10 protein-coding genes and 1 pseudogene are annotated in these 20222 nt (G+C 63.0%); 3 read left to right on the forward strand and 8 right to left on the reverse strand.

The genetic code is table 11. The annotated features are described in order from the left end of the window. Positions 1 to 59: 59 nt before the first annotated feature. The 4 genes from gorA to WQQ_RS21435 form a co-directional block, all read right to left on the reverse strand. Positions 60 to 1430, reverse strand: coding sequence for a glutathione-disulfide reductase (gene gorA, locus WQQ_RS21420; protein WP_007187367.1), 1371 nt, complete (start codon positions 1428 to 1430; stop codon positions 60 to 62). Between the two features lie 149 nt (positions 1431 to 1579). Then, on the reverse strand, positions 1580 to 2605 hold the full coding sequence (locus WQQ_RS21425) for a hypothetical protein (RefSeq protein WP_007187368.1): 1026 nt from the start codon (positions 2603 to 2605) through the stop codon (positions 1580 to 1582). Positions 2606 to 2763: 158 nt separating this feature from the next. After that, positions 2764 to 4050 (reverse strand): cytochrome c, encoded by a 1287-nt coding sequence (locus WQQ_RS21430; protein WP_007187369.1) that lies wholly within the window; start codon positions 4048 to 4050, stop codon positions 2764 to 2766. Continuing rightward, positions 4047 to 4745: a c-type cytochrome gene (locus tag WQQ_RS21435; protein ID WP_202800719.1), complete on the reverse strand. Its 699-nt coding sequence runs from the start codon at positions 4743 to 4745 to the stop codon at positions 4047 to 4049. The genes WQQ_RS21430 and WQQ_RS21435 overlap by 4 nt, the downstream gene beginning before the upstream one ends. Before the next feature lie 280 nt (positions 4746 to 5025). Here WQQ_RS21435 and WQQ_RS21440 point away from each other — a divergent pair, with 280 nt between their 5' ends. Next, on the forward strand, positions 5026 to 7983 hold the full coding sequence (locus WQQ_RS21440; RefSeq protein WP_007187371.1) for a TonB-dependent receptor: 2958 nt from the start codon (positions 5026 to 5028) through the stop codon (positions 7981 to 7983). Positions 7984 to 8205: 222 nt separating this feature from the next. Here WQQ_RS21440 and WQQ_RS21445 read toward each other — a convergent pair. The 4 genes and pseudogenes from WQQ_RS21445 to WQQ_RS21460 all read right to left on the reverse strand — a co-directional run bounded on the left by WQQ_RS21445 (position 8206) and on the right by WQQ_RS21460 (position 16872). Then, positions 8206 to 10812, reverse strand: a pseudogene (locus tag WQQ_RS21445) (AAA family ATPase). A gap of 63 nt (positions 10813 to 10875) precedes the next feature. After that, on the reverse strand, positions 10876 to 12060 hold the full coding sequence (locus WQQ_RS21450) for a GIY-YIG nuclease family protein (RefSeq protein WP_007187374.1): 1185 nt from the start codon (positions 12058 to 12060) through the stop codon (positions 10876 to 10878). Then, positions 12053 to 14107: a DEAD/DEAH box helicase gene (locus WQQ_RS21455; RefSeq protein WP_007187375.1), complete on the reverse strand. Its 2055-nt coding sequence runs from the start codon at positions 14105 to 14107 to the stop codon at positions 12053 to 12055. Before WQQ_RS21455 ends, WQQ_RS21450 begins: the two co-directional genes overlap by 8 nt. Further along, positions 14104 to 16872: a class I SAM-dependent DNA methyltransferase gene (locus tag WQQ_RS21460; protein WP_040455295.1), complete on the reverse strand. Its 2769-nt coding sequence runs from the start codon at positions 16870 to 16872 to the stop codon at positions 14104 to 14106. Before WQQ_RS21460 ends, WQQ_RS21455 begins: the two co-directional genes overlap by 4 nt. 678 nt (positions 16873 to 17550) lie before the next feature. On the opposite strand from WQQ_RS21460, the gene WQQ_RS21465 reads away from it, so the two are divergent. Both WQQ_RS21465 and WQQ_RS21475 read left to right on the forward strand, forming a co-directional pair. Beyond that, positions 17551 to 18522 carry a tRNA dihydrouridine synthase gene (locus tag WQQ_RS21465; protein WP_007187377.1) on the forward strand — a complete coding sequence of 324 codons (972 nt, stop codon included), beginning with the start codon at positions 17551 to 17553 and terminating at the stop codon, positions 18520 to 18522. Positions 18523 to 19070: 548 nt separating this feature from the next. Then, positions 19071 to 20210 carry an efflux RND transporter periplasmic adaptor subunit gene (locus WQQ_RS21475; protein ID WP_007187378.1) on the forward strand — a complete coding sequence of 380 codons (1140 nt, stop codon included), beginning with the start codon at positions 19071 to 19073 and terminating at the stop codon, positions 20208 to 20210. Positions 20211 to 20222: the final 12 nt, after the last annotated feature.

Here is a 20222-nt window from a genome sequence, read left to right on the forward strand (position 1 = left end):
CAGCTTGTCATGCGCACTCGATGGCAATTCGATAGCGACCTGCCACGCAACAAGGCCGCTCAGCCCGCGACGGGCGTGCGCATCGTCACGAATTCCTCGGCCGTGGTCGGATGGATGCCGATGGTGTCGTCGAAGATCGCCTTGGTGGCACCGGCCTTGAGCGCGACCGCGAGCCCTTGGATCACCTCTCCCGCATCGGGCCCGACCATGTGGCAGCCGAGCACGCGATCACTGCGCGCATCGACGACGAGCTTCAGGAAGGTGCTTTCCTTCGAATCGGTCAGCGTGAGCTTGAGCGGCTTGAAGCGGCTTTCGAAGACCCGCAGCTCGAAGCCCGCCTTGCGCGCCGCGGCCTCGGTGAGCCCCACCGTGCCGATGTTCGGCAGGCTGAAAACGGCCGTTGGAATCAGCGTGTAATCGAGCGGCCGATAATCTTCCGGCTTGAACAGCAAGCGCGCGAGCGCCATGCCTTCGGCGAGTGCGACGGGCGTGAGCTGCACACGGCCGATCACATCGCCGACCGCATGAATCGAAGGCTCGTGCGTGCGGAATCGCTCGTCGACGGCGATGAAGCCGCGCTCGTCGAGCTGCACGCGGGTGGCTTCGAGCCCGAGCCCGCCGAGCCGCGGGCGCCGGCCGGTCGCGAACAGCACGCAATCCGCGTCGAGCACACGGCCATCTTTCAGCTGCACCGCCAGACTCGAGTCGGCTCGCTTCTCGATGCGCACGATGTCGGCGTTGAATTGCAGGTCCAGGCCCTTGAGCGTGAGCTGCTCGCGCAGATGCCGGCGCACGCTGTCGTCGAAACCGCGCAGGAACAAATCACCGCGATACAGCTGGCTGACCCGCGCACCGAGTCCGTGAAAAACACCCGAGAACTCGGTGGCGATGTAACCGCCACCCGCGACGATCACGCGCTCGGGCAAGCGCGGCAGATGAAAGGCCTGATCGGAACTGATCGCATGCTCGATGCCCGGAATATCGGGCAGCTGCGGCTCGCAACCCGTCGCGATCAGGATATGTTCGGCGCTATAGCGTCGTGGCCCATCCGCGGTGTCGACTTCCACCGTATGCGCATCGAGCAGGCGCGCGGTTCCCTGCACGGTTCGCACGCCGGCCTTGTCGAGCAGTTCGCCGTAGACGCGATTGAGCCGCGCGATCTCGCGGTTCTTGTTGGCCAGCAGCGTGGGCCAATCGAAGCGCGGCTCAGTGGCCGACCAGCCATAGGCGCTCGCCTGCTCGAAGTCGTCCGCATACGAGGCCGAGTAAACGAGCATCTTCTTCGGCACGCAGCCGAGGTTCACGCAGGTGCCTCCGAGCTGCTGGTTCTCGGCCACCATCACGCGAGCGCCGAGCTGGGCCGCGATGCGCGATGCGCGCACCCCGCCCGAGCCCGCACCGATCACGAACAGGTCGACGTCGTAAGCCACGAGAAAGCTCCGGCCATGAATAACGCATTGTCACCGAAGACGAGGTCGACGGTGACAATGCGCTGATCCAGCTGCCGCTCTTCGAGCGGCTCAGAGGTTGGTCGGAGTTCCAGGTCCGGAGTCCGGCGGACCCGTCCGGCGCCCGGAGCCTACGAGCCCCGGTTGCCGAAGTCGATGTCGCGGCTGCGCTCGGCACGTTCGAGGCCGCTGCGGTCGCTGCTGCTGGTGCGCGTGAACCCGAAACTGTTTCGGTTGGAGCGGTCGATGTCGCGGCTGTCGCTGCCGTTTCCATCGATCTTGAGGCTGCTCTCGCCCGAGCTGTTCATCGCCAGGCGATTCTCGACCGAGCGGCTGCGCGGAGAGTCTTCGGTACGGCTTCGAACCTCACCGTTGCGCTCGAAATTCATCGAAGACGTGCGCTTGAAACTCGAGCGGGTGTCGCGCTGGGCGATCGCATTGTCGCCGGATTCGCGGCTGCCTTCGATGGTGTTCTCGATGTTGAGCGTGCGATCGAGCGAACGCTCACCCGAATTGCGATCCGAGGCGTCGGGACGCTTGGCTTCGACGACGTTGGTGAGCTTGAAATCCCCATTCTGACCTTCGACCTTGAGCGAGCGCGTGCGGGTATCGCCATCGCGATCGCTGTCCGTGCTCACCTTCGGAAGCCGGTCGCGCAGTGCACTCGCATCGGCCTGCTCGAGGCCCGGCAGGGATGCACGGCGATCCTGGACTCGATCGCGCAGCGCGCTGCCGTCGTTGTCGGCGGCATTCAGCAGCGCGATATCGCGGCCCACTGCGCGGCGGTCCTCGCGACGTTCTTCACGGCGCTCCTGCGCATTCTCGCGGCGGTCACGCGCGGCCTCGCGAACATTGTCGAGACGATCGCCATCGAACAGCTCACGCGCACGGCTGTTGTCCATGCGCTCTTCGCGCGCGTCGGCGCGGGCCTCGGCGCGATCGGTGATGCGTTCGCGCAGGTTGGCGCGTGCGCTCGTCAACGAATCGGCCCGCGATGCGCTGATCGCGGCCGCGCGGTTGGCGCGCAGCGCGCTCAAGTTGTTGTTGTCGCCGCTGCGCGAACCCAAGCCTTGAAGGCCGAGCGCGTTGTCGGCCTGGGCGCTGAACGCCGTCATCGAAGCGGCGATCAGCGGGGCGAGTAGAAACTTGCGATTCATGGTGAGCGTCTCCGTTCCTGAGTTGAACCTTGTTGGTCTCGAACCTTGTGGGTCCGCGACTCTTCGGTGTGTCGCTGGAAACGGATGCTGCGCGTTGCTGCCTGAATGCTCCCTAAAAATTCGTCATTGAAGTTCAACGAGTTAGACGAATTTCACGTTCATTGGCGGTCCAGATTCCGATGCTCGCGCACCTCGGTTTCGGATACCGGGCGACCGTGGTTGCCCCAACTCGCGCGAATGAAAGTCAGCACATCGGCGATCTCGTCGTCGCCGAGCCGGGTGCCGAACGGCGGCATGCCGAAAGGCCGTGGATTGCCTTCGGTGCCGGGCTCGTAGCCACCGAAACGAATGATGCGAATGCTGTTGACCGCCGAGCTCATCGACAGCGCACGATTGCCGGCCAGCGCCGGTGCGACCGGCGCATGGCCTTCGCCCGCATCGCCGTGGCAATCGGCGCAATGCCTGCGGTACAGATCGGCGCCGCGTTCCATCATCGGCTTGAGGCTGGCCTGCGGCACACGCACATAGGCTTTCTGCGGCGGCACGGGCTGCTTCGGCAGGGCGCGCAAGTAAGTCGCCATCGCCCGCAGATCGGCCTCGCTGGCGTGCTGCAGGCTCTCGAAGACGACTTCGGCCATCGGCCCCGATACGCTCGCGTCACGCGACTTTCCGGCGCCGAGCAATGCGATCACGTCTTGCTCGCTCCAGTCCGCCACACTGCCCTCTTCGACCGAATGCAGCGACGGCGCATACCACGACAGCACCAGGCCGCCCGATGGATTGTCCGACGAGCGCACGGCCCCGAGCGCGTTGCGCGCCTCGTGGCAGGCGCTGCAATGACCGAGCCCCTGCACGAGATACGCGCCGCGATTCCATAGCTCGCTTTGCCGATCGTCGGCCTCGAAAACGCCCGGGCGGAAGAACAGTCCACGCCAGGCGATCAGCAACGCGCGATACCGGTAAGGAAAGCGCAGCTCGTGCTCGCGAGCCGGAGCGCGCACCGCGGGCAGCGAACGCAGATACGCGAACAGCGCATCGGAATCGGCGCGCGTGATCTTGGTGTAGTTGGTGTACGGAAACACCGGGTACAGCAGCTTGCCGTTCTTCGAGCGGCCCTCATGCAGCGCCAGCCAGAAATCGTCCGCGCTCCAGTTGCCGAGCCCGGTTTCGGCGTCGGGTGTGAGGTTCGGCGAGTAGAAGGTTCCGAATGGCGTGGGCGTTCCGCGACCGCCCGCGTAGGCCTGGCCTCCGCGCAGCGTGTGGCAGGCCTGGCAATCGCCGAGCACGGCCAGATAGCGGCCGCGTTCGATCTGCGCGACCGCGTCGCTGGTCGGCTGCGAGGCGTGGACTTCGTCGTGACGCAAGCCGAGGTAAAAGAGCACTGCCGCCGCAACGAAGGTGAGCGCGACGACGACGGCGATCGCCAGCTTCGTCGAGCGCCTCATTGCAGGCTCACGCTGCCGCAGCGCTCGGGCAGCGCCTGGCTCTGCGTTTGGGGATGCGAGTCGGCCGGCACCGGCGTGGTGGCCAGAAACGCCGCCACGGCCGCGACATCGGCCTGCGTGAGGCTGTGCGTGATCGTGCTCATGCAATCGGGCGCGACGGTGCGGCGGCTGCTGGTCTGCCAGGCGCCGAACTGGGCAACCAGGTAGTCGTAAGGCAGGCCCACGAGCCCGGGCACATCGGGCGCGAGCCCGGTCAGGCGCTCGCCATGGCAGGCCTGACAGGACGGGATGTCGCGTGACGCGTCGCCTTCGCGCACGAGCTTGCGACCGCGTTCGAGCACGGCCGCATCGCGCTCGACATGCGTGGGAGCCGGATACGGCAATTCCTGCGCGGCGAAGTGATCGGCGAGTTCGCGCAGGAATTCTTCGCGCTGGAAATCGACCATGTAGGCCATCGCCGCGTTGTGCCGGCGACCATCGCGAAAGTTGAGCAGCTGGTTGAACAGATAACCCGCCGGCTTGCCCGCGATGCGCGGATACCAGCCATCCGGCGTCGCCCTGCCCTCGGGCCCATGGCAGGCCTCGCAGGGCTTGGCGCGCTGGGCGGTGCTGTCGAGCTGCAGGCTCTGCGCTTGCGCGACGCCCATGCAAAGCGCGAACAGGAGAACAGCGATCAGCTGGCGATGGCTAGGCATGGCCACATGATCGCAACTGCCGCTGCCCTGACTCAAGCTGAACGCCGCCGATGAGGACTACAGGCCTGTCCGCCTTGCGATGACTTCCCATATGGCGACGGCCTACCCATACTCGGGCGAAAGTGCGTAGCAGCACTGCAGCGACGCGCGAGCAAGGATGCTCCAGCGACTCGATTACCGATCGATCCGCACGCGCTGCCGGGAGGCCAGGAACTGGCGACCGATCGGCCACGGCCGACTCCCGCACAACGGAACATCTACCGGGAAAGGAGATCCGGATATGTCATGCCCAGGCCATCACGGCCGCCCAGGCGCCAGCAGCGCACAGGTCAAATCCGTCGCCACCGCTTCGGCTGCCGCTCTACTGCTCTCACTGCTGCCGCGTCATGCGCTCGCGCAGCTCGAAGCCCCGACTCCGCAAGCGCAGCCAGCGCCCGCTGCAACGCCGGCTGCCGAGCCGAGCTTGGAGGCGGATTCACAAGCGCAGCCTTCCGACGAATCGGCAACCGAAGCGCCTGTCGAAGCCGCGCAGCAGATCCTACGCGCGGGCGACGACGGCATCGCCGAAGTGGTCGTCACCGGCATTCGCGGAAGCCTCGGCCGCGCGATGGACATCAAGCGCGAGAACAAGCAGCTCGTCGATGCGATCGTCGCGGTCGACATCGGCAAGTTTCCTGACAACAACACGGTCGAGGCCCTGCAGCGCGTGACCGGCATCCAGGTCGGCGGTCGCGACAGCGGTGAAGCCAACAACGTCACCATCCGCGGGCTCAACGACATCAGCACCACGCTCAACGGACGCCAGGTGTTCACGGCCACCGATCGCTCGATTGCGCTGGCCGACATTCCGGCGAGCCTGCTCGGCGGCGTGAACGTCTACAAGACGCGCTCGCCCGACATGATCGAAGGCGGCGTCGCCGGCCAGATCGACGTGCGCACGCAGCGCCCGTTCGACTTCGACGGCAGCAAGCTCGTGCTGTCGGCGCGCGGCATCCACAGCGAGGAAGGCGACACCACCGATCCGACCGTCAGCGCACTACTGAGCGATCGCTGGAACACCGGCATCGGTGAAGTCGGTGCGCTGCTCAACGTGTCGTACCAGCGCCTGCGCTTTCGTGACCAGACCACGTGGGCGGGTTCGCTCGATCCCTACGACGCGGCGACGGGCGAGCGCATTCCGGAGTTCAACAACGACGGCACGCGCATCATCAACCGCGGCACCGCGCTATCGACCACGCCGGGATCGACGATCGACGTCGACGGCACGCCGACCGAGTACCTGCTGCTGCGCGACGCCATGGGCGGCTTCGACAAATACGGCGAGCGCGAACGCCCGGCCGGCAACATCGCGCTGCAATGGGCGCCGAACGAGAAGTCGAAGTATCTGCTCGAGGCCTTCTACTTCGGACTGCGCGGCAAGGACGCGAACTCGCAGCTGTTCGCGTTCACCAATGGCGATCGGTACCAGGACTTCGACACCTACGACGGCACCAACGTCGTCAGCCGCAACTATCTCGATGCACCGAACATCTACACCAACGTCAACGCCAGCAAGCCCAAGACCGACAACTATATGTACGCGCTCGGCGGCGAATGGCAGCTCGCCGAGACCTTCACGCTGAAATCCGAAACCATCTACCAGACGACCAAGTACACGCAGCTGTCGCAAGGCATGAATCTCGACGGCACACGGTATCGGGCCGACGTGGCCTTCAACGCCGACGGCAAAGGCACGCCTTCGCTCGAGTTCCTCGACGATCCCGCGACGGAAGGCATCGACGAATCCGACCTGAGCGATCCGAATCAATGGCGCTACACCTGGTACTACGACAGCATCACCAAAAACAAAGGCGATGCCTGGACCTGGACCGCCGACGGTGACTGGCGCGTCGACTACGGCGTGCTCGAAAAGATTCGCTTCGGCGTTCGCTACGATCGTCACGACGCGAAGTCGCGTATCGGCAATCAGCAGGCCAATTGCGAGGCCATCGCGGGCTGCGATACCTCGCTCGCATCGAATCCCGATCGCTACGAGACCACGCCCGGAAATTTCTTCTCCGGTGAAGCGACCTACCCTTCGCAATGGCTCACGGGCGACTACCGCTACCTGCTCGCCAACGTCGCCGCGAGCCGCGCCATGTACGGCTTCACCGGCGCACCGGCCTTCGATCCGGCGAACTACTTCGACATTCGCGAGAACACCTACGCGGGTTACGTGATGGGTGATTTCGACGTGCAGACCGACATCGGCGGCTTCGACGGCCAGGCCGGCGTTCGCGTGATCCGCGCCGAATCCGATCTGGGCTACAACACGCTGCAGCAGGACTGGGAGCCCAGTGAACTCAAGACCAGCCGCACCGATGCGCTGCCGAGCGCGGTGATTCGCTACAAGCCGCGCCCCGACGTGATCGCGCGACTGGCTTACGGCAAGACCATCGGCCGGCCCGGCTTCGCGCAGCTCAATCCGGCAATGGTGCTCAACCCGGCGACTTCCACGGGCGCGACTTTCGGTTATGCGGCGAGCGGCAATCCCGATCTCGACCCTGTCGAAGCGCAGACGCTGGACCTGAGCCTGGAGTGGTATTTCAGCAAGAGCTCGAGCATTTTCGGCACGCTGTTCTGGCGCGACGTGGACGGCTTCATCACCAACGTCAATCGCAGCATCCAGGTCAGCGATCGCACGCCCGAACTCAACGGCAACTACGTGCTGACGACGCCCGAGAACGCCGGCAAGGGCAAGCTCAACGGGGCCGAACTCGGATTCCAGTGGTTCCCGGATCGTCTGCCGAATGTGCTCAAGGGCTTCGGCGTGCAGGCCAACTACACCTGGATCGACAGCGAATCGCGCGATCCGGTCTACGGCAATCCCGACGACACCACCGAAGTCACCGGCACACGCAACAGCCGCGTCGCCGGCGTATCCGATTGGGCCTACAGCGTCACGCTTGCCTACGAGCGCTATGGCGTGAGCTCGCGGCTGTCGTGGGTCGATCGCGGCAAGTTCCTGACTGGCTACAACTACTGCTGCTCGATGCCGAGCGAAACCTATTCGTCGGGCGAAGCCTCGATGGACCTGCAGCTGGCCTACGACATCAACCCGAACTTCTCGGTCACCTTCGACGCGACCAACCTGACCAACGAAATCTATCGCACGTACTACGGCGACAGCCGGCTGTTCAACCAGGATTCGCAGCTCTACAGCCGGACTTTCGCGCTGGGGTTGCGGTATCGGCTGTAACCCGGAGTACGCCGCCCCGAACTCTGGCGTCGATGCTTGTTTGGCTTTTTATCTGATGCATCGCCCAGTGCTTTCTGCGAGAAGGTCTGCAGCGAAATGAAAAGGAGGTCAGCCACGTGCCAGAAGCGGCCGGTGAAATCCCTTTAAGTGATCGGGTTCTGTCAGTAAAGTGACTAGATGACTATTCCGGCACGGTCGAGTGTAAACATATCCGTCAAGAGCTTAGGGCAACCTCGCAGCTGTCTGACGTTGCCGAAGGCTGTCCGCCCAGGCCCCTAAGGCATCAATCTCTGCCATCAGTGCTTCTGGCCTCGGCAGAGGACGGTTCAACGCAGCGGCTGCGCTATGCAGCAGTTCGGAGCAGCGACCAAATCCGTCACGCATGACCTCGCAGTCGGGGACCGTGATCGCGGTCAGCTTGACCAAGCCTGGCGTCTTTACTTCGTTTGACAGTCGCCGGATGACGTGCCCAACAACTTCTTCAACCGCGATCTCCCACGTATCGCGCAATGTCGCGGCGATGGATTTGACGGACTTTCGCCACTCGTCTTGATTGCCTTGGTCGAAATGGTAGCGTTCCCCGGCAAGCTGATTGCTCAGACTTGTGGTGATGTCACTGACCCGACGCGCTTTGAATGGCGGCTCGCTGCGGCAGAAGCCTGCCTTGTCAGCCCCTCGGCTGATCGAGCTAATCGCCACCTGCGGCTTGGGCTGGGCATCATCCGCCGCGCGATTCAGCTCGAACAGGAACGCAAGATCATGCGTGAAGACGATGACCTGGCGATGCGCAGCCTCAGCCACCAGGCGCTTAGCTACGGCCTACCGGTGCATGTGGTCGAGTGAAGAAACGGGATCGTCAAAGACGATGCCGGACTTGTTTTCGGTAGTGGCGAGTTCGGCCATGAACGCGGCCAAGGCAACGCAGCGATGCTCGCCTTCGCTCAAGACCTGTCCCACCGTAGCCGTGGGCTTCCGTGTAAGTGCGACCTTGAAGCGAGGGACGCCCTGAACGCTGTTTTGCTGTCGAAGCTCCACAACGAGGCCGGCAATCTCGAAGCTCGCCACCTCGCGAGCAAATTGCGCACGTAGCGCGTCCGTCACTAAAGCCTGAGCGATCTCCGTGCTCTTTGTCGTAACGCGGTTGGTAGCGGTGTCCCGCTGAGCCGCCTCAAGCCGTGCAATTTTTTTCTGGCGTTCGATTTCGGCGAGAACATCGGCCTTGATACCACCAAGCCATTGCCGATCCGCAAGCTCGGCCTTCTCGGCAACCAAGGCGGCGCGAGCTGCAGAGCCAGCCTCCGCGACAAGGCCGTTCGCCCGAGCCTCAATGCCCGCAGCTTGATCGACCAGCGGCTGACGCGAATATTCCGGAACGGGCACGTCAATAGCAGCGCTTGGATTTGCATGGCGTCGCCGGATTTGGCGATGCCGCCACAGGGCGCGCAGGGTCGCACCCCTGATTTCCAGCGCCAAGGCGTCCTGACGCAGTTCGTCGCGGACGGTTGCCACAATGTTCGCAAGCTCGGCCAACGAAATAGCCTCCCCCTTGAACGTTGCCAGTGCCCGGTCGTAGGCGAGGCGCGCAGCCTCGGCACGTTGCTGGCTGTCGTCGCGCACAAAAGCCTCGAAGCGATTGAGACGATCAGCGGCGACGGGCGTCAATTCCTGCTGGCAAAGCACGCATACGCTGCCGAAATCTGTGACGGGGAAGCGCCGTTCGGGATAGGCCTCCGCGTCAGAGAATGCTCGGGCACTGGCCCATAGCGTCTGCCAAATCTCCGACCCGATCTGCGGCAACGGTTCGTCGCGGAAAAGCGCACTGGAAGCAGCTTCTGCCGCCCGGCGCGCGACATCGCTATCAACGGCAAGGCGGCGCAGGTTATTGGCGGTATCATCGCTTATTGAAGTAAATAGCCTATCCAGACGTGCAACGTTCGCGTCAACCTTGGTCTTCAACGCAACAAGCTGACGCGCCGCACGAGCCGGATCTCCAGCCAGGTCCGCCGTGAGCTGCGCCAATCGATCTTGCTCTGCTTGCGTGAGCGTGGCCAACGCTTCGACCGCCGCCGGCGCAGTGTTGGAGGCGAGCCGGGTCATGAGCTTGCCGACTGTTGTGTCCCTGCTGCATGCCGGCGTCCTGATCGCTTCGGGCGTTTGCTCCTTTATCTGCACAATCTCGGCTGCCAGCTTGTCCTTGACCGACTTGCAGAGCTGCGCCAGCGCTCCCAGCAATTTGAGCGGAAACGGCGTGTAAGCCACATCATTCGTGTCATCAACGTGGACGTTCGCGGTGCGGGAATCGAATACGCTAATGCCTGAAAGCGCAGTATCGGCAGCCTGTCCAAGCTGCCAAGCGCAAGTGCGGTTCTGGCCGTTGATCGCGTATTCAATCGTGGCGCTCGGCGTGCCTGGTGAAGCGTCATAGATGTCTGGGGCGATTTCCTCGGCTCGGCCAAGCATACGGGCGCGACACACCTTCTTGAGAATCCGCGCATAGCCGGATTTTCCCGATCCGTTATCGCCATAGATGATCGTCAAACCGACTCGATGGAGTGTCAACCGTTGATCGGGAGCCAAGGCATTGACATGCCGGACTCCATGCACCTGCCGCAGATAGACTTCCCCCTGATCGCGGTTTTGGCCACGAAGGTGCCCCGCTTCCAGCGGGACCGCCGGAATGTCACCCTTGCAGATAGACGCCAGTTCATCGATCTCGGCCGGCTCCAGAGCCACTTGCGTTGCAAGTCGGCGCAGCGCATCACGCTGCCAGCCGGGGCTATCAGCAGACCACGCAAAGATGTTGGCGAGCGCCTCGGCTTCCGTCGTCATACACCTTTCCTCCCAGCGTTCACCCTGGCCGGTGGCCAGGGCTGTTCATGTATTTGGTCTGCCCTATGCCTTCACCAGCTTCGCGGCGCTGGGATCGTAGATGTAGCCTGTGATGCTGCCATCCTTGATGCGTGCTACGGCCTCGTCGACGACGAACAGCGGAACGAGAAACCATTCCTCAGGCTGCACAGGATGACCGAAGCGGTCGTTGATGGTGATGTTCAACCGCGCGGGCGCGAACAGCCTATGAAACAGGTTCTCCATCCGGGTGCGGTTGATGCCGGCGAGCTTGTAGGTCGCCACCACTTCGACCTTCGCCAGCAGATAAGTAGAGTCGTGTTCGGCGTTGGCAATGCGCGTTTCAACCCTGCCGCCGGTCACGCCCATCTTGTGGATGATGTCGCGGTGCTTCACGACATAGGGATGATCGGAGAGGGAGCGCAGGACGTAGATTGTGCCGCTTTCGACATCATCAGCCTCAAGCTCTCCGCCGAAGGAGAGTTGTCCGCTCTCGGGCGAGGCCAGCCGCCGCGCGGCGGAGTCGTTGTAGAACGCGCGCTGGAGCGAGCGCAGCAGCAGATTGCTTTCGGTGCCGTTGGAGAAGATGAGGCGCAGGCGACGGTCCACTTCCCCGGCGGTGGTTTTCAGTGGTTCGCCGACCTCGGCAACGTAGAGCGTGATGCCATCGAGAACGAAAAAGTCCCCGGCCTCAATCGCGCGGCGGCCTGCCTCTATGGGCTGAGACTGGCGCAAGCCGGTCTTGATTTCCGCTTGCACGCGCTCGAACAAGGGCCGGAAGGTCTCGAAGTCCTCGCAGGGCTTGCGATCCGCGACCTCCTCGGCGACGCGCTTTTCGGCACTGGTACGGACATGGCGCAAGACCGTGATGTCGTCCGAGCCGGCAGCATCCGCCAGTTCGGCAGCCAGATCGTCGATGTCGATAGTTTCCTCCCCCGAAGCAGCAATGGTCGGCGCCCCAGCAAGCAAGCCCTGATGGTCTAGCGGCTCAAGCAAGACACGGCAGTCCGGGAGCGCGCGTAGACGGTCGAGCCGCACTGCATACAGGCGCTCGAATATGTCGCGGTCTTCGCCATGCTGCGGCGCACGGCCGTGCTGGTCGGTGAAGCGTTGGATTTCCTCGAAGCCAGCGATGACACGCTCCTCGCCGGCTGGTCGTCCATTTTTCTTTTCGGGCGGGGCGAACTCGGCCAGTTCCGCCGCCAGGTCGTCAAGATCAGAGTTACTCATAGCGCCCCTCCGCCCTGAAGCGCATGAAGGCGGCCGCGCCTTCGGCAAGGTGCTTTTCCCAAGCGTCCTGCGAGGTCACCGACGGAGCCCGGCCACGCTCGCGTTTGAACTCCACAGCGCGCTTGGCGATCACTTTGGCATCCTCAGGCGTGATCGCGGTGCGCTTGGCCGAGATGGCCGCCGCGACCTGCTTCAAGCTGTCCTCGCTCATGGTCTTGGCAAGGATGGCGTAGGCTTCGCCGAAGGGATTGATGCGGTCGATCAAGTCGATGTCCAACTCGCGCACGTCCATCGCGAAGCGGCGCACGCCGTCGATCAGCGCGGTGTTGGGCGACCCATCGCTCTCGCCTTCGGTGACAAGCCGCTTGGCCTGCTGCGTGAGGTTGAGGGCGGCGATGGCGTGCTGGCGCACGGCCTCCTGATCTTCAGCGTCGAGCTCGGGATACTTGTCCTTGATGATCTTGCCCATGCGAACCTGCGTCAGCTCCTCGGGCACCAACTCCTCATCAAACAGGCCACGCTCGATGGTGGGCTTGTCCTGCACGAAAGCCGCGATGACTTCGTTCAAGTCTTCCTGGCAGATACGCGCCGCCTCCTTGCTCTTGGGCTCGGCGATGCCCTTGATCTCGATTTGGTACGCCCCTGTCTGCTCATTGACACCGACATTGCAGCGGTCCGAGTCGTAGCCCCCCTCGCCGTAGTTAAATCCCGGCATCGGGCCGCTGTCGGGGTTCTTGGGCTTGAACTCGAAGCGCGGAGCAAGAACCTGCTCCATCAGCAGGCTCGCCGCGATGGCCTTTAACGTATCGTTAACGGCCTCGGTGACAGCTTCCTCGGCTGCGTCCGGCTCGGCGATCAGGTTGGTGAACCTCGCGCGGGTCTTACCTGGCGCGTCGCGGGTTGCACGGCCGATGATCTGAACGATCTCGGTCAGGCTGGCGCGGTAGCCGACGGTAAGGGCGTGTTCGCACCAAATCCAGTCGAAGCCCTCCTTCGCCATGCCCAACGCAATGATGATGTCCACATAGTCCCGGTTGTTCTTCTGCGCCGGGTCTTTGAGCGCGGCGGACACGCGGTCACGCTTGGCAGCATCATCATCTACAAGATCAGCGATCCGCAGCACGCGGCCATCGGGGCGTTTGACGAGCTGGAAGCCGGTGGCGGCGTCAATGCCCTGCCACTCCCCCAGCGCCTCGATGATGTGTTCCACTTCCCGCATCTTGTCCTTCGTGCTCTCGCGCGAATTGACATTCGGGATGTGGATGATGGTCTTCTCGGCGGGATCGAGGACATTGAGGATGTCATCGACGTAAGGCCCGCTATAGAAGAAGTAGCCGATGTCGAGTTGCTTGAGGTACTCGTAGCCGTTGAGCTGTTCGTAGTAGGTGTAGGTGACGGTATCGAACTTCGACTCATCCTGCGGTGCGAGCACGGCCTCGGCGTCGCCACGGAAGTAGGAGCCGGTCATGGCAACGATGTGCGTCTTGCCCCGCGCGAAGAACTGCCCCAGGTGCAAGCCGAGCTTGTTGTCCGGGTTGGCCGAAACGTGGTGGAACTCATCGACGGCGATCAGTCGGTCGTCGAACGCCTCCACGCCGTAGGCATCGACCGCGAAGCGAAAGGTTGCATGGGTGCAGACCAGCACCTTGTCGTCGCCTTCAAGGAATGCACCCAGCGACTTGACCTTCCCGCCGTTGTCGTTGCCTGGCGCATTGCACAGGTTCCACTTGGGTTCGACCTGCCAGTCGGACCAGAAGCCGTACTTAGACAGCGGCTCGTCGTTGAAGCTGGCACCGATGGACTTCTCCGGCACAACGATGATGGCCTGCTTCAAGCCTTGGTTCCTGAGCTTGTCGAGTGCCACGAACATCAGCGCACGACTCTTGCCCGATGCGGGCGGCGACTTGATGAGCAGGTATTGCTCGCCCCGCTTCTCGTAGGCCCGCTCCTGCATGGGCCGCATCCCAAGCGCATTGGCCTTGGTCGATGCGCCGTTGCGGGCGTAGGTGACGGAAACGGACGGTACGGACTTGATCTTGTCGCTCATGCGTTGGCTCCCGCCTTGCGCCTCTTGCCCTTAGCCGGTGCAACCGAAGCGGTCATCTTGGTATAGAGGTCAAGCAGCTTTTCCAGCCGCTCGGTGTCATTCTTGAAGCGACGGCCGATGTAGATGCGCTCCAGCACTTCGTCGTTGCGCTCATGCGCGGCGCGCAGGTCGGCCGGCATGCTCTCGGGATCGTAGAGGTCGGCGATGGTGGCTGGGAAGTGATGCTCCCGCGCTAGCAGGATGCCCTCGGCGCAGCACGTGAGATCGGCCTTGTTCTTCTCGGTAAGAGTTGGGAGCGGGAAGGAGTGCCAACCAAGGGTCGAAGAGTACCGAAGTCGCGTTTCTAACTTGCCACAAACTGTGGCGATCCACGCCATGTGCAACCTCGACGCCACAATGGCCAGCTCCCAAACAGAGGCACCATAGATTGCATATGCAGCATTGGTGATGATGTTGGTTGGGCCTAGCAGATCCGCCGGGATGTACTCGCGTTCCTCGGACGAAGTTGCAGCAACGATTATAGCTAGAGAGTCTCTATGCGCCCTCTGCGCAAACTTGTGGGGAATCGCGGCATATCCCCTAGTGGTCTTGGCTGACGAAGAGCTGCGAAACGCTCTGACCGCTTCAATTCGTTTAAGTACCTCTGGAATCTCGGTTGCAAACTTCAGATGGTCATCCTCGATCCACAGACATTTGCGATTGCGCACGTGAATTAGTTCTTGAGAACCGAGCAGACCGCGGAGCAGCTGCTCAGCAGCAGGTTGGCACTCGATCAGCCTCGCCGCTTCATCGACGGTAAGGATTAGGTTGCCGTCGTCGCGCGCCATGCTGCCCATGACCATCGGATGCAAGTCACGGGACAGCGGCACGTCCTCCGCGCGAACGTATCGTTCGGCTCCCGAAATCAGATACGGTGAAATTGAATCAACTTCCCGTTTGGTTTCGCCCTGATACAGGGCACATCGCGTGGGCTTTGCGGCCCCCACGCCAATTATCACGCATTGGACAACAGCATTATTCGCAGCATTGTTTCTCCACTTGAACCCTTGATGCGCAAATTGAATGTGAAGGCCGTAGCCATATAGCCGCGACCAAAGGTGTGCTACTTGTTCACCCTCGCAAACTGAGCTCGTGGATACAAAGGCGAAGGCGGCGTCGGTGTTTTTTACGTACTCCGCAGCCTTCAGATACCATGCCGTGACATAGTCGCAGTCTTTGAAATCATTACCCTGCTCGAAGACTAGAGCCATGTCTTGCTTCTGCGACTTCGACTGCTTTCGTGCACCTTTAAATTGCGGATTGCCGCAAATGTACGTTTCACCGCCTTCGTTCGCGAAGTCAATCTCGGCTTGATTGAGAGGCGTGCCGAACAGGTCATCCGATTGAACTTTGACACCTGTTCCTGTCGGTGGGCAGAGCTTCAGCCAATCAAGGCGAAGCGAATTGCCGCTGACGATCCAGTTCTCGTTGCGCAGGGGCAGGAACTCGGCCAAGGCCAGCTTCTGCCCCCGATAGAGTACGTCGCACTGGTACTCGGCGATAACCAGCGCAAGGCGCGCAATCTCCGCCGGGAAGTCGCGTAGCTCGATCCCGCGAAAGTTGGTGAGCGGGATTTCTGATGCGAGATCCGGCTCGCCGCGCCGCCGGTTGATCTCGGCCTCGATGGCGCGCATCTCCTTGTAGGCAATGACCAGGAAATTGCCCGAACCGCAGGCCGGATCGAAGACCCTGATCTTGGCGATGCGCTTGCGCAGGTTGAGCAGCATGCGAGGGTTGTCGCCCGCCTCTTCCAGCTTGGAACGCAGGTCGTCGAGGAACAGCGGGTTCAGCACCTTCAGGATGTTGGGGACACTGGTGTAGTGCATCCCCAGCTCGCCGCGCTCCTCGTCCTCGGCGACGGCCTGGATCATCGAGCCGAAGATGTCAGGGTTGATCTTGGTCCAGTCCAACCCGCCGACGTGTAACAGGTAGGACCGGGCGATCTTGCTGAATCGCGGCACCTCGTCGCCACCAGAGAACAACTGCCCGTTAACGTAGGGGAAGTCTTCGGCCCATCGGGGAATCTTGGTGGCGGCCCGGTCCTCGCGCTTGGTGTTCATGGCACGGAACAACGTGGTGATGACCTCGTGCGTGTTGGACGAGTCCTTCGCGCTCATCTGCGCGACGGTTTCGGTGAAGCGGCCCTTGCCGACAAAGATGTCGGTGTCCTCGGCAAAGAAGCAGAAGATCAGCCGCGCCATGAGGTTGTTCATGTCGTGGCGGCGCTCCGCCGTGCCCCATTCAGGGTTGTCTTTCAGCAGTTCGACGTACAGACGGTTCAGGCGGCTGGTGGCCCGAATGTCGAAGGCGTTTTCGCTGATCTGGCGGACGGTACTGATGCCCGCCAGCGGCAGGAAGAAGCCGAAGTGGTCGGGAAAGTCCTTGAAGGCACAGGCGACGGTCTCGCCGCTGGTCAGGTCTTCGGCCTCGAAGTCCGCGCCATCCGTGGCGAGGATGAACTTCGCCTTCGCCTTGGCCGTCGCTGGGCTGGCCTTGAGGGCGGCCAGCGTCTGGGTCACCCGCCCTGCGTCACAGGTCAGGATGTGGATGTTGCTGGTCTGAAGAACACCGCCAAGGTCGGACTTGTTCGACGCACCCGCGCGCAAGCGCTTGATGGTCGTCGCCTTGTTCCCGAAGGCCTCAAGGAAGGCGTATGGGAACTCAGCGGGGTCAAAGGGCCTCTCCGCGAGGAGTGTGATTGCTTGCTCGATTTCAACTGCGTTCAACTCTAGCCCCTCGGACCATCGGGTTTACCGCAAAATATCGAAGGTGAACGGTGATTTGGACATCGGTTCTTCCCAACCGATGTATTTCGCCTTCATGCGGAGGTCAATGATATCCGCGTCGCTGTATTGGGGGAGCCGAGCCAACGAAAGACCGCTTCCAGCTGTTATCGGTCGACTGAGGACCGCTAACAGCCAATCGCCTCGCTACCAAGCAAGCTCCGGCACTGGAATTGGCAACGCATTACCAAATACCTGCGCATCCGCGGGCGATCCGGTCATGTCCGCTGCCCGATTCCACTCAGGAGCTGCAAACTTTTCCGTAGAGCTCCCCACCTGCAGCGCTGCACTTTCCAGGTACCCCCATAGAGCTCGGGAACCGTATCGATGCACCATATAACTGCACGCTGGCAGGTCCTGACCTGTACGGCGAAGGTCCAGACCTCAGTGCTTGGAGCCCGAAACCTGTTCCACAACAGTTCTCAAGCTTCCAGCGTGCAGCTCAATGGGGCATAGCCAGAGCCCAGAGGGTCTGTCGTAAAGCTGATGTGCTCAACCGATTCAGCTCCGAGGTGCATGGAAACAGGTCCAGGACTCTGTCGCCGCGGTCAAGGCGCAGGCTGCGGGTGCAGCCCGGCTGCTCCCAAGCTACGATGCGCGCCCGTTTTTCACGCAGCTCCCATGCAACTCGCTCTCGCGCCGATGGAAGGCCTCGTCGACGACATTCTGCGCGACGTGCTCACGCAGGTTGGCGGCATCGACTGGTGCGTGACCGAGTTCGTGCGCGTGAACGAGCAGCTGCTGCCGCCTGCGGTGTTTCATCGCTTCGGACCCGAGCTCAAGCACGGCTCGCGCACGCGCGCCGGCACGCCGCTGCGCGTGCAGCTGCTCGGCAGCAATCCGAGCTGCCTCGGTGACAACGCGGCGCTCGCCTGCACGCTCGGCGCGCCGGTCATCGATCTCAATTTCGGCTGCCCGGCCAAGACCGTGAACAAGTCGCGCGGCGGCGCGGTGCTGCTCAAGGAGCCGGAACTGCTGCATGCGATCATGCGCGAGGTGCGGCGCAGCGTTCCGGCCGAAATCCCCGTTACCGCCAAGATGCGCCTCGGCTACGAAGACACCCGCCTGGCGCTCGACTGCGCGCATGCGCTCGCCGACGGCGGGGCCGCGCAGATCGTCGTGCATGCACGCACCAAGGCCGATGGCTACAAGCCGCCCGCGCATTGGGAGTGGGTCGCGCGCATCAGCGAGGCGATCGCGCGGCCGGTCTACGCCAATGGCGAAATCTGGAACCTGCATGACTGGCGACGCTGCCGGCAGGTGAGCGGCATGCAGGATTTCATGCTCGGCCGCGGGCTCGTCGCCTGCCCCGACCTCGCCCTGCAGATTCGTGCCGACCGCGAGGGCCGCGACTACGCGCCGATGCGCTGGAGCGAGCTGATTCCGCTGGTCCAGGACTTCTGGACGCAGCAGCGGCACAAGCTGCCGGCGGTGTATGCGCCCGGGCGCATCAAGCAGTGGCTCAACTGGCTGGCGCGCAATTACGTGGAGGCCGCCGAGCTGTTTGCGCGAGTGCGCCGCGAGACCGATTGCGTGGCGATCGATCGGATCGTGCTCGGCTTGGCTGATGGGATACGGGTGCGGGCGGCTTGAGAAAGGGCTCGTCTTTTCCAACCGAACCCTCTCTCCCCGCTACGCGGGACTCTCTCCCGCAAGCGGGAGAGAGGAAAGGCACAATTCCGGCTGCTTGTCCCCTCTCCCGCTCGCTTGTTTCCTCTCCCGCTTGCGGTGACGTCGTCTCGCGATGAAGTCGTCTTGCAGTGAGCTCGTCTTGAAGTGCTCATCTCGGGTGAGCTCATCTTGCGGTGAGGTCGTCAGAACCGGGGTGAGGGGCGGCCGGAAAGTGCGCATCCTCTTTCGAGTCACCCTCGGCTCCGTCTGCGCGGTCATCGATGGACGGCAATAACCCCCGGTTATGCGCCCCCGCTCGCATTTCATTTGCCGGTTATCGCCCCTCCCCCTATCTTCAAACTGGGATCAACGTGGCCTGACCGCGCGTCCAGGGAGGAAGCTTCGTAAGGGCTTGTGCGCCCACGAAAACTTGCTGACGACGCCGTAAGCTTTGTGTCAGGCCGAGGTCCATCGGGTTGCTTTACTTTTAGCCTCGCCGCAGCGTGCGGCGCCTCCTTCAGGATGAATCGATGACCGCCGCCCTGCGCAAGCGCTCCGTGTTGCTCGCCTGCGTGTTTCTCGCTCTGGCCGCTCTGGCATGGTGGTATTTCGGGGCCGGCAAGACCGAGCCCGCCGTCAAGCCGACCGTGATTCCGGTCGGGATCGAAACCGTGCAGCTGCGCGACGTTCCGCAATCAACCAGCGGCATCGGCTCGGTGCAGTCGCTGCACACCGTCACGCTGCGCTCGCAGGCCGAAGGCGTGCTCGCCGAAGTGCTGTTCCGCGAAGGCCAGATGGTCAAGCGTGGCGATCTGCTCGCCCGCATCGACGATCGCGAATACGCCGCCGCGCTGATGCAGGCCGAGGCCGAACTCGCGAGCAACCAGGCCCAGCTCAAGTCGGCCGAGCTTGATCAGGTGCGCTACGGCAACCTGCTCAAGGAAGAAGCGGTGTCGGTGCAGATCGTCGAGCAGCAGACCGCGACGGTCGAGCGCCTGCGCGCCGCCGTGCGCTCGAGCGAGGCCGCGGTCGCCACCGCCAGGGTGCAGCTCTCGTACACGCGCATCGTCTCGCCGATCGACGGCCGCGTGGGCCTGCGTCGCGTCGACGCCGGCAACCTGATTCGCGCCAACGATGCCGAAGGCCTGGTGACGGTGACCCAGATCACCCCGATCTCGGTCATCTTCAGCCTGCCGCAGGAGCTGCTGCCGACGCTGCGTCCGCTGCTCGAAGGCGCGGCCGCGCCGGTCAAGGCCTACACGCGCGAAGCCGGCACCCAGCTCGCCGAAGGCAGGCTCGCGACGGTCGACAACCAGGTCGACCCGACCACCGGCATGGTGCGCCTGCGCGCCGATTTCGCGAACACCGACGGCTCGCTGTGGCCGGGCCAGTTCGTCACCGTGCAGCTGCTCACGGGCCAGTTTCCGAAGGCGCTGGTGGTGCCGGTCCGCAGCGTGCGCCACGGCCTCAACGGCGCCTACGTGTTCCGCGTGAAGGACGGCAAGGCCGAGGTGGTTCCGGTGAAAACCTCGTTCCAGGACGACAGCATCGTCGTCGTCACCGAAGGGCTTGCGCAGGGCGATCGCATCGTCATCGACGGCTATTCGCGCATCAAGGCCGGCTCGCAGGTGCGCGAAGTCGAGGCGGCCGTGAACAAGGCGGCCGACTGAGGATGAGCCCAG

Source organism: Hydrocarboniphaga effusa AP103 (assembly GCF_000271305.1).
Lineage (GTDB): Bacteria > Pseudomonadota > Gammaproteobacteria > Nevskiales > Nevskiaceae > Hydrocarboniphaga > Hydrocarboniphaga effusa.

Excerpts from the sequence above, each read along its gene's own strand:
- WQQ_RS21425 (WP_007187368.1), bottom strand. The coding sequence starts at position 2,605 with ATGAATCGCAAGTTTCTACTCGCCCCGCTGATCGCCGCTTCGATGACG.
- WQQ_RS21430 (WP_007187369.1), bottom strand. The coding sequence starts at position 4,050 with ATGAGGCGCTCGACGAAGCTGGCGATCGCCGTCGTCGTCGCGCTCACC.
- WQQ_RS21435 (WP_202800719.1), bottom strand. The coding sequence starts at position 4,745 with ATGCCTAGCCATCGCCAGCTGATCGCTGTTCTCCTGTTCGCGCTTTGC.
- WQQ_RS21440 (WP_007187371.1), top strand. The coding sequence starts at position 5,026 with ATGTCATGCCCAGGCCATCACGGCCGCCCAGGCGCCAGCAGCGCACAG.
- WQQ_RS21450 (WP_007187374.1), bottom strand. The coding sequence starts at position 12,060 with ATGAGTAACTCTGATCTTGACGACCTGGCGGCGGAACTGGCCGAGTTC.
- WQQ_RS21455 (WP_007187375.1), bottom strand. The coding sequence starts at position 14,107 with ATGAGCGACAAGATCAAGTCCGTACCGTCCGTTTCCGTCACCTACGCC.
- WQQ_RS21465 (WP_007187377.1), top strand. The coding sequence starts at position 17,551 with ATGCAACTCGCTCTCGCGCCGATGGAAGGCCTCGTCGACGACATTCTG.
- WQQ_RS21475 (WP_007187378.1), top strand. The coding sequence starts at position 19,071 with ATGACCGCCGCCCTGCGCAAGCGCTCCGTGTTGCTCGCCTGCGTGTTT.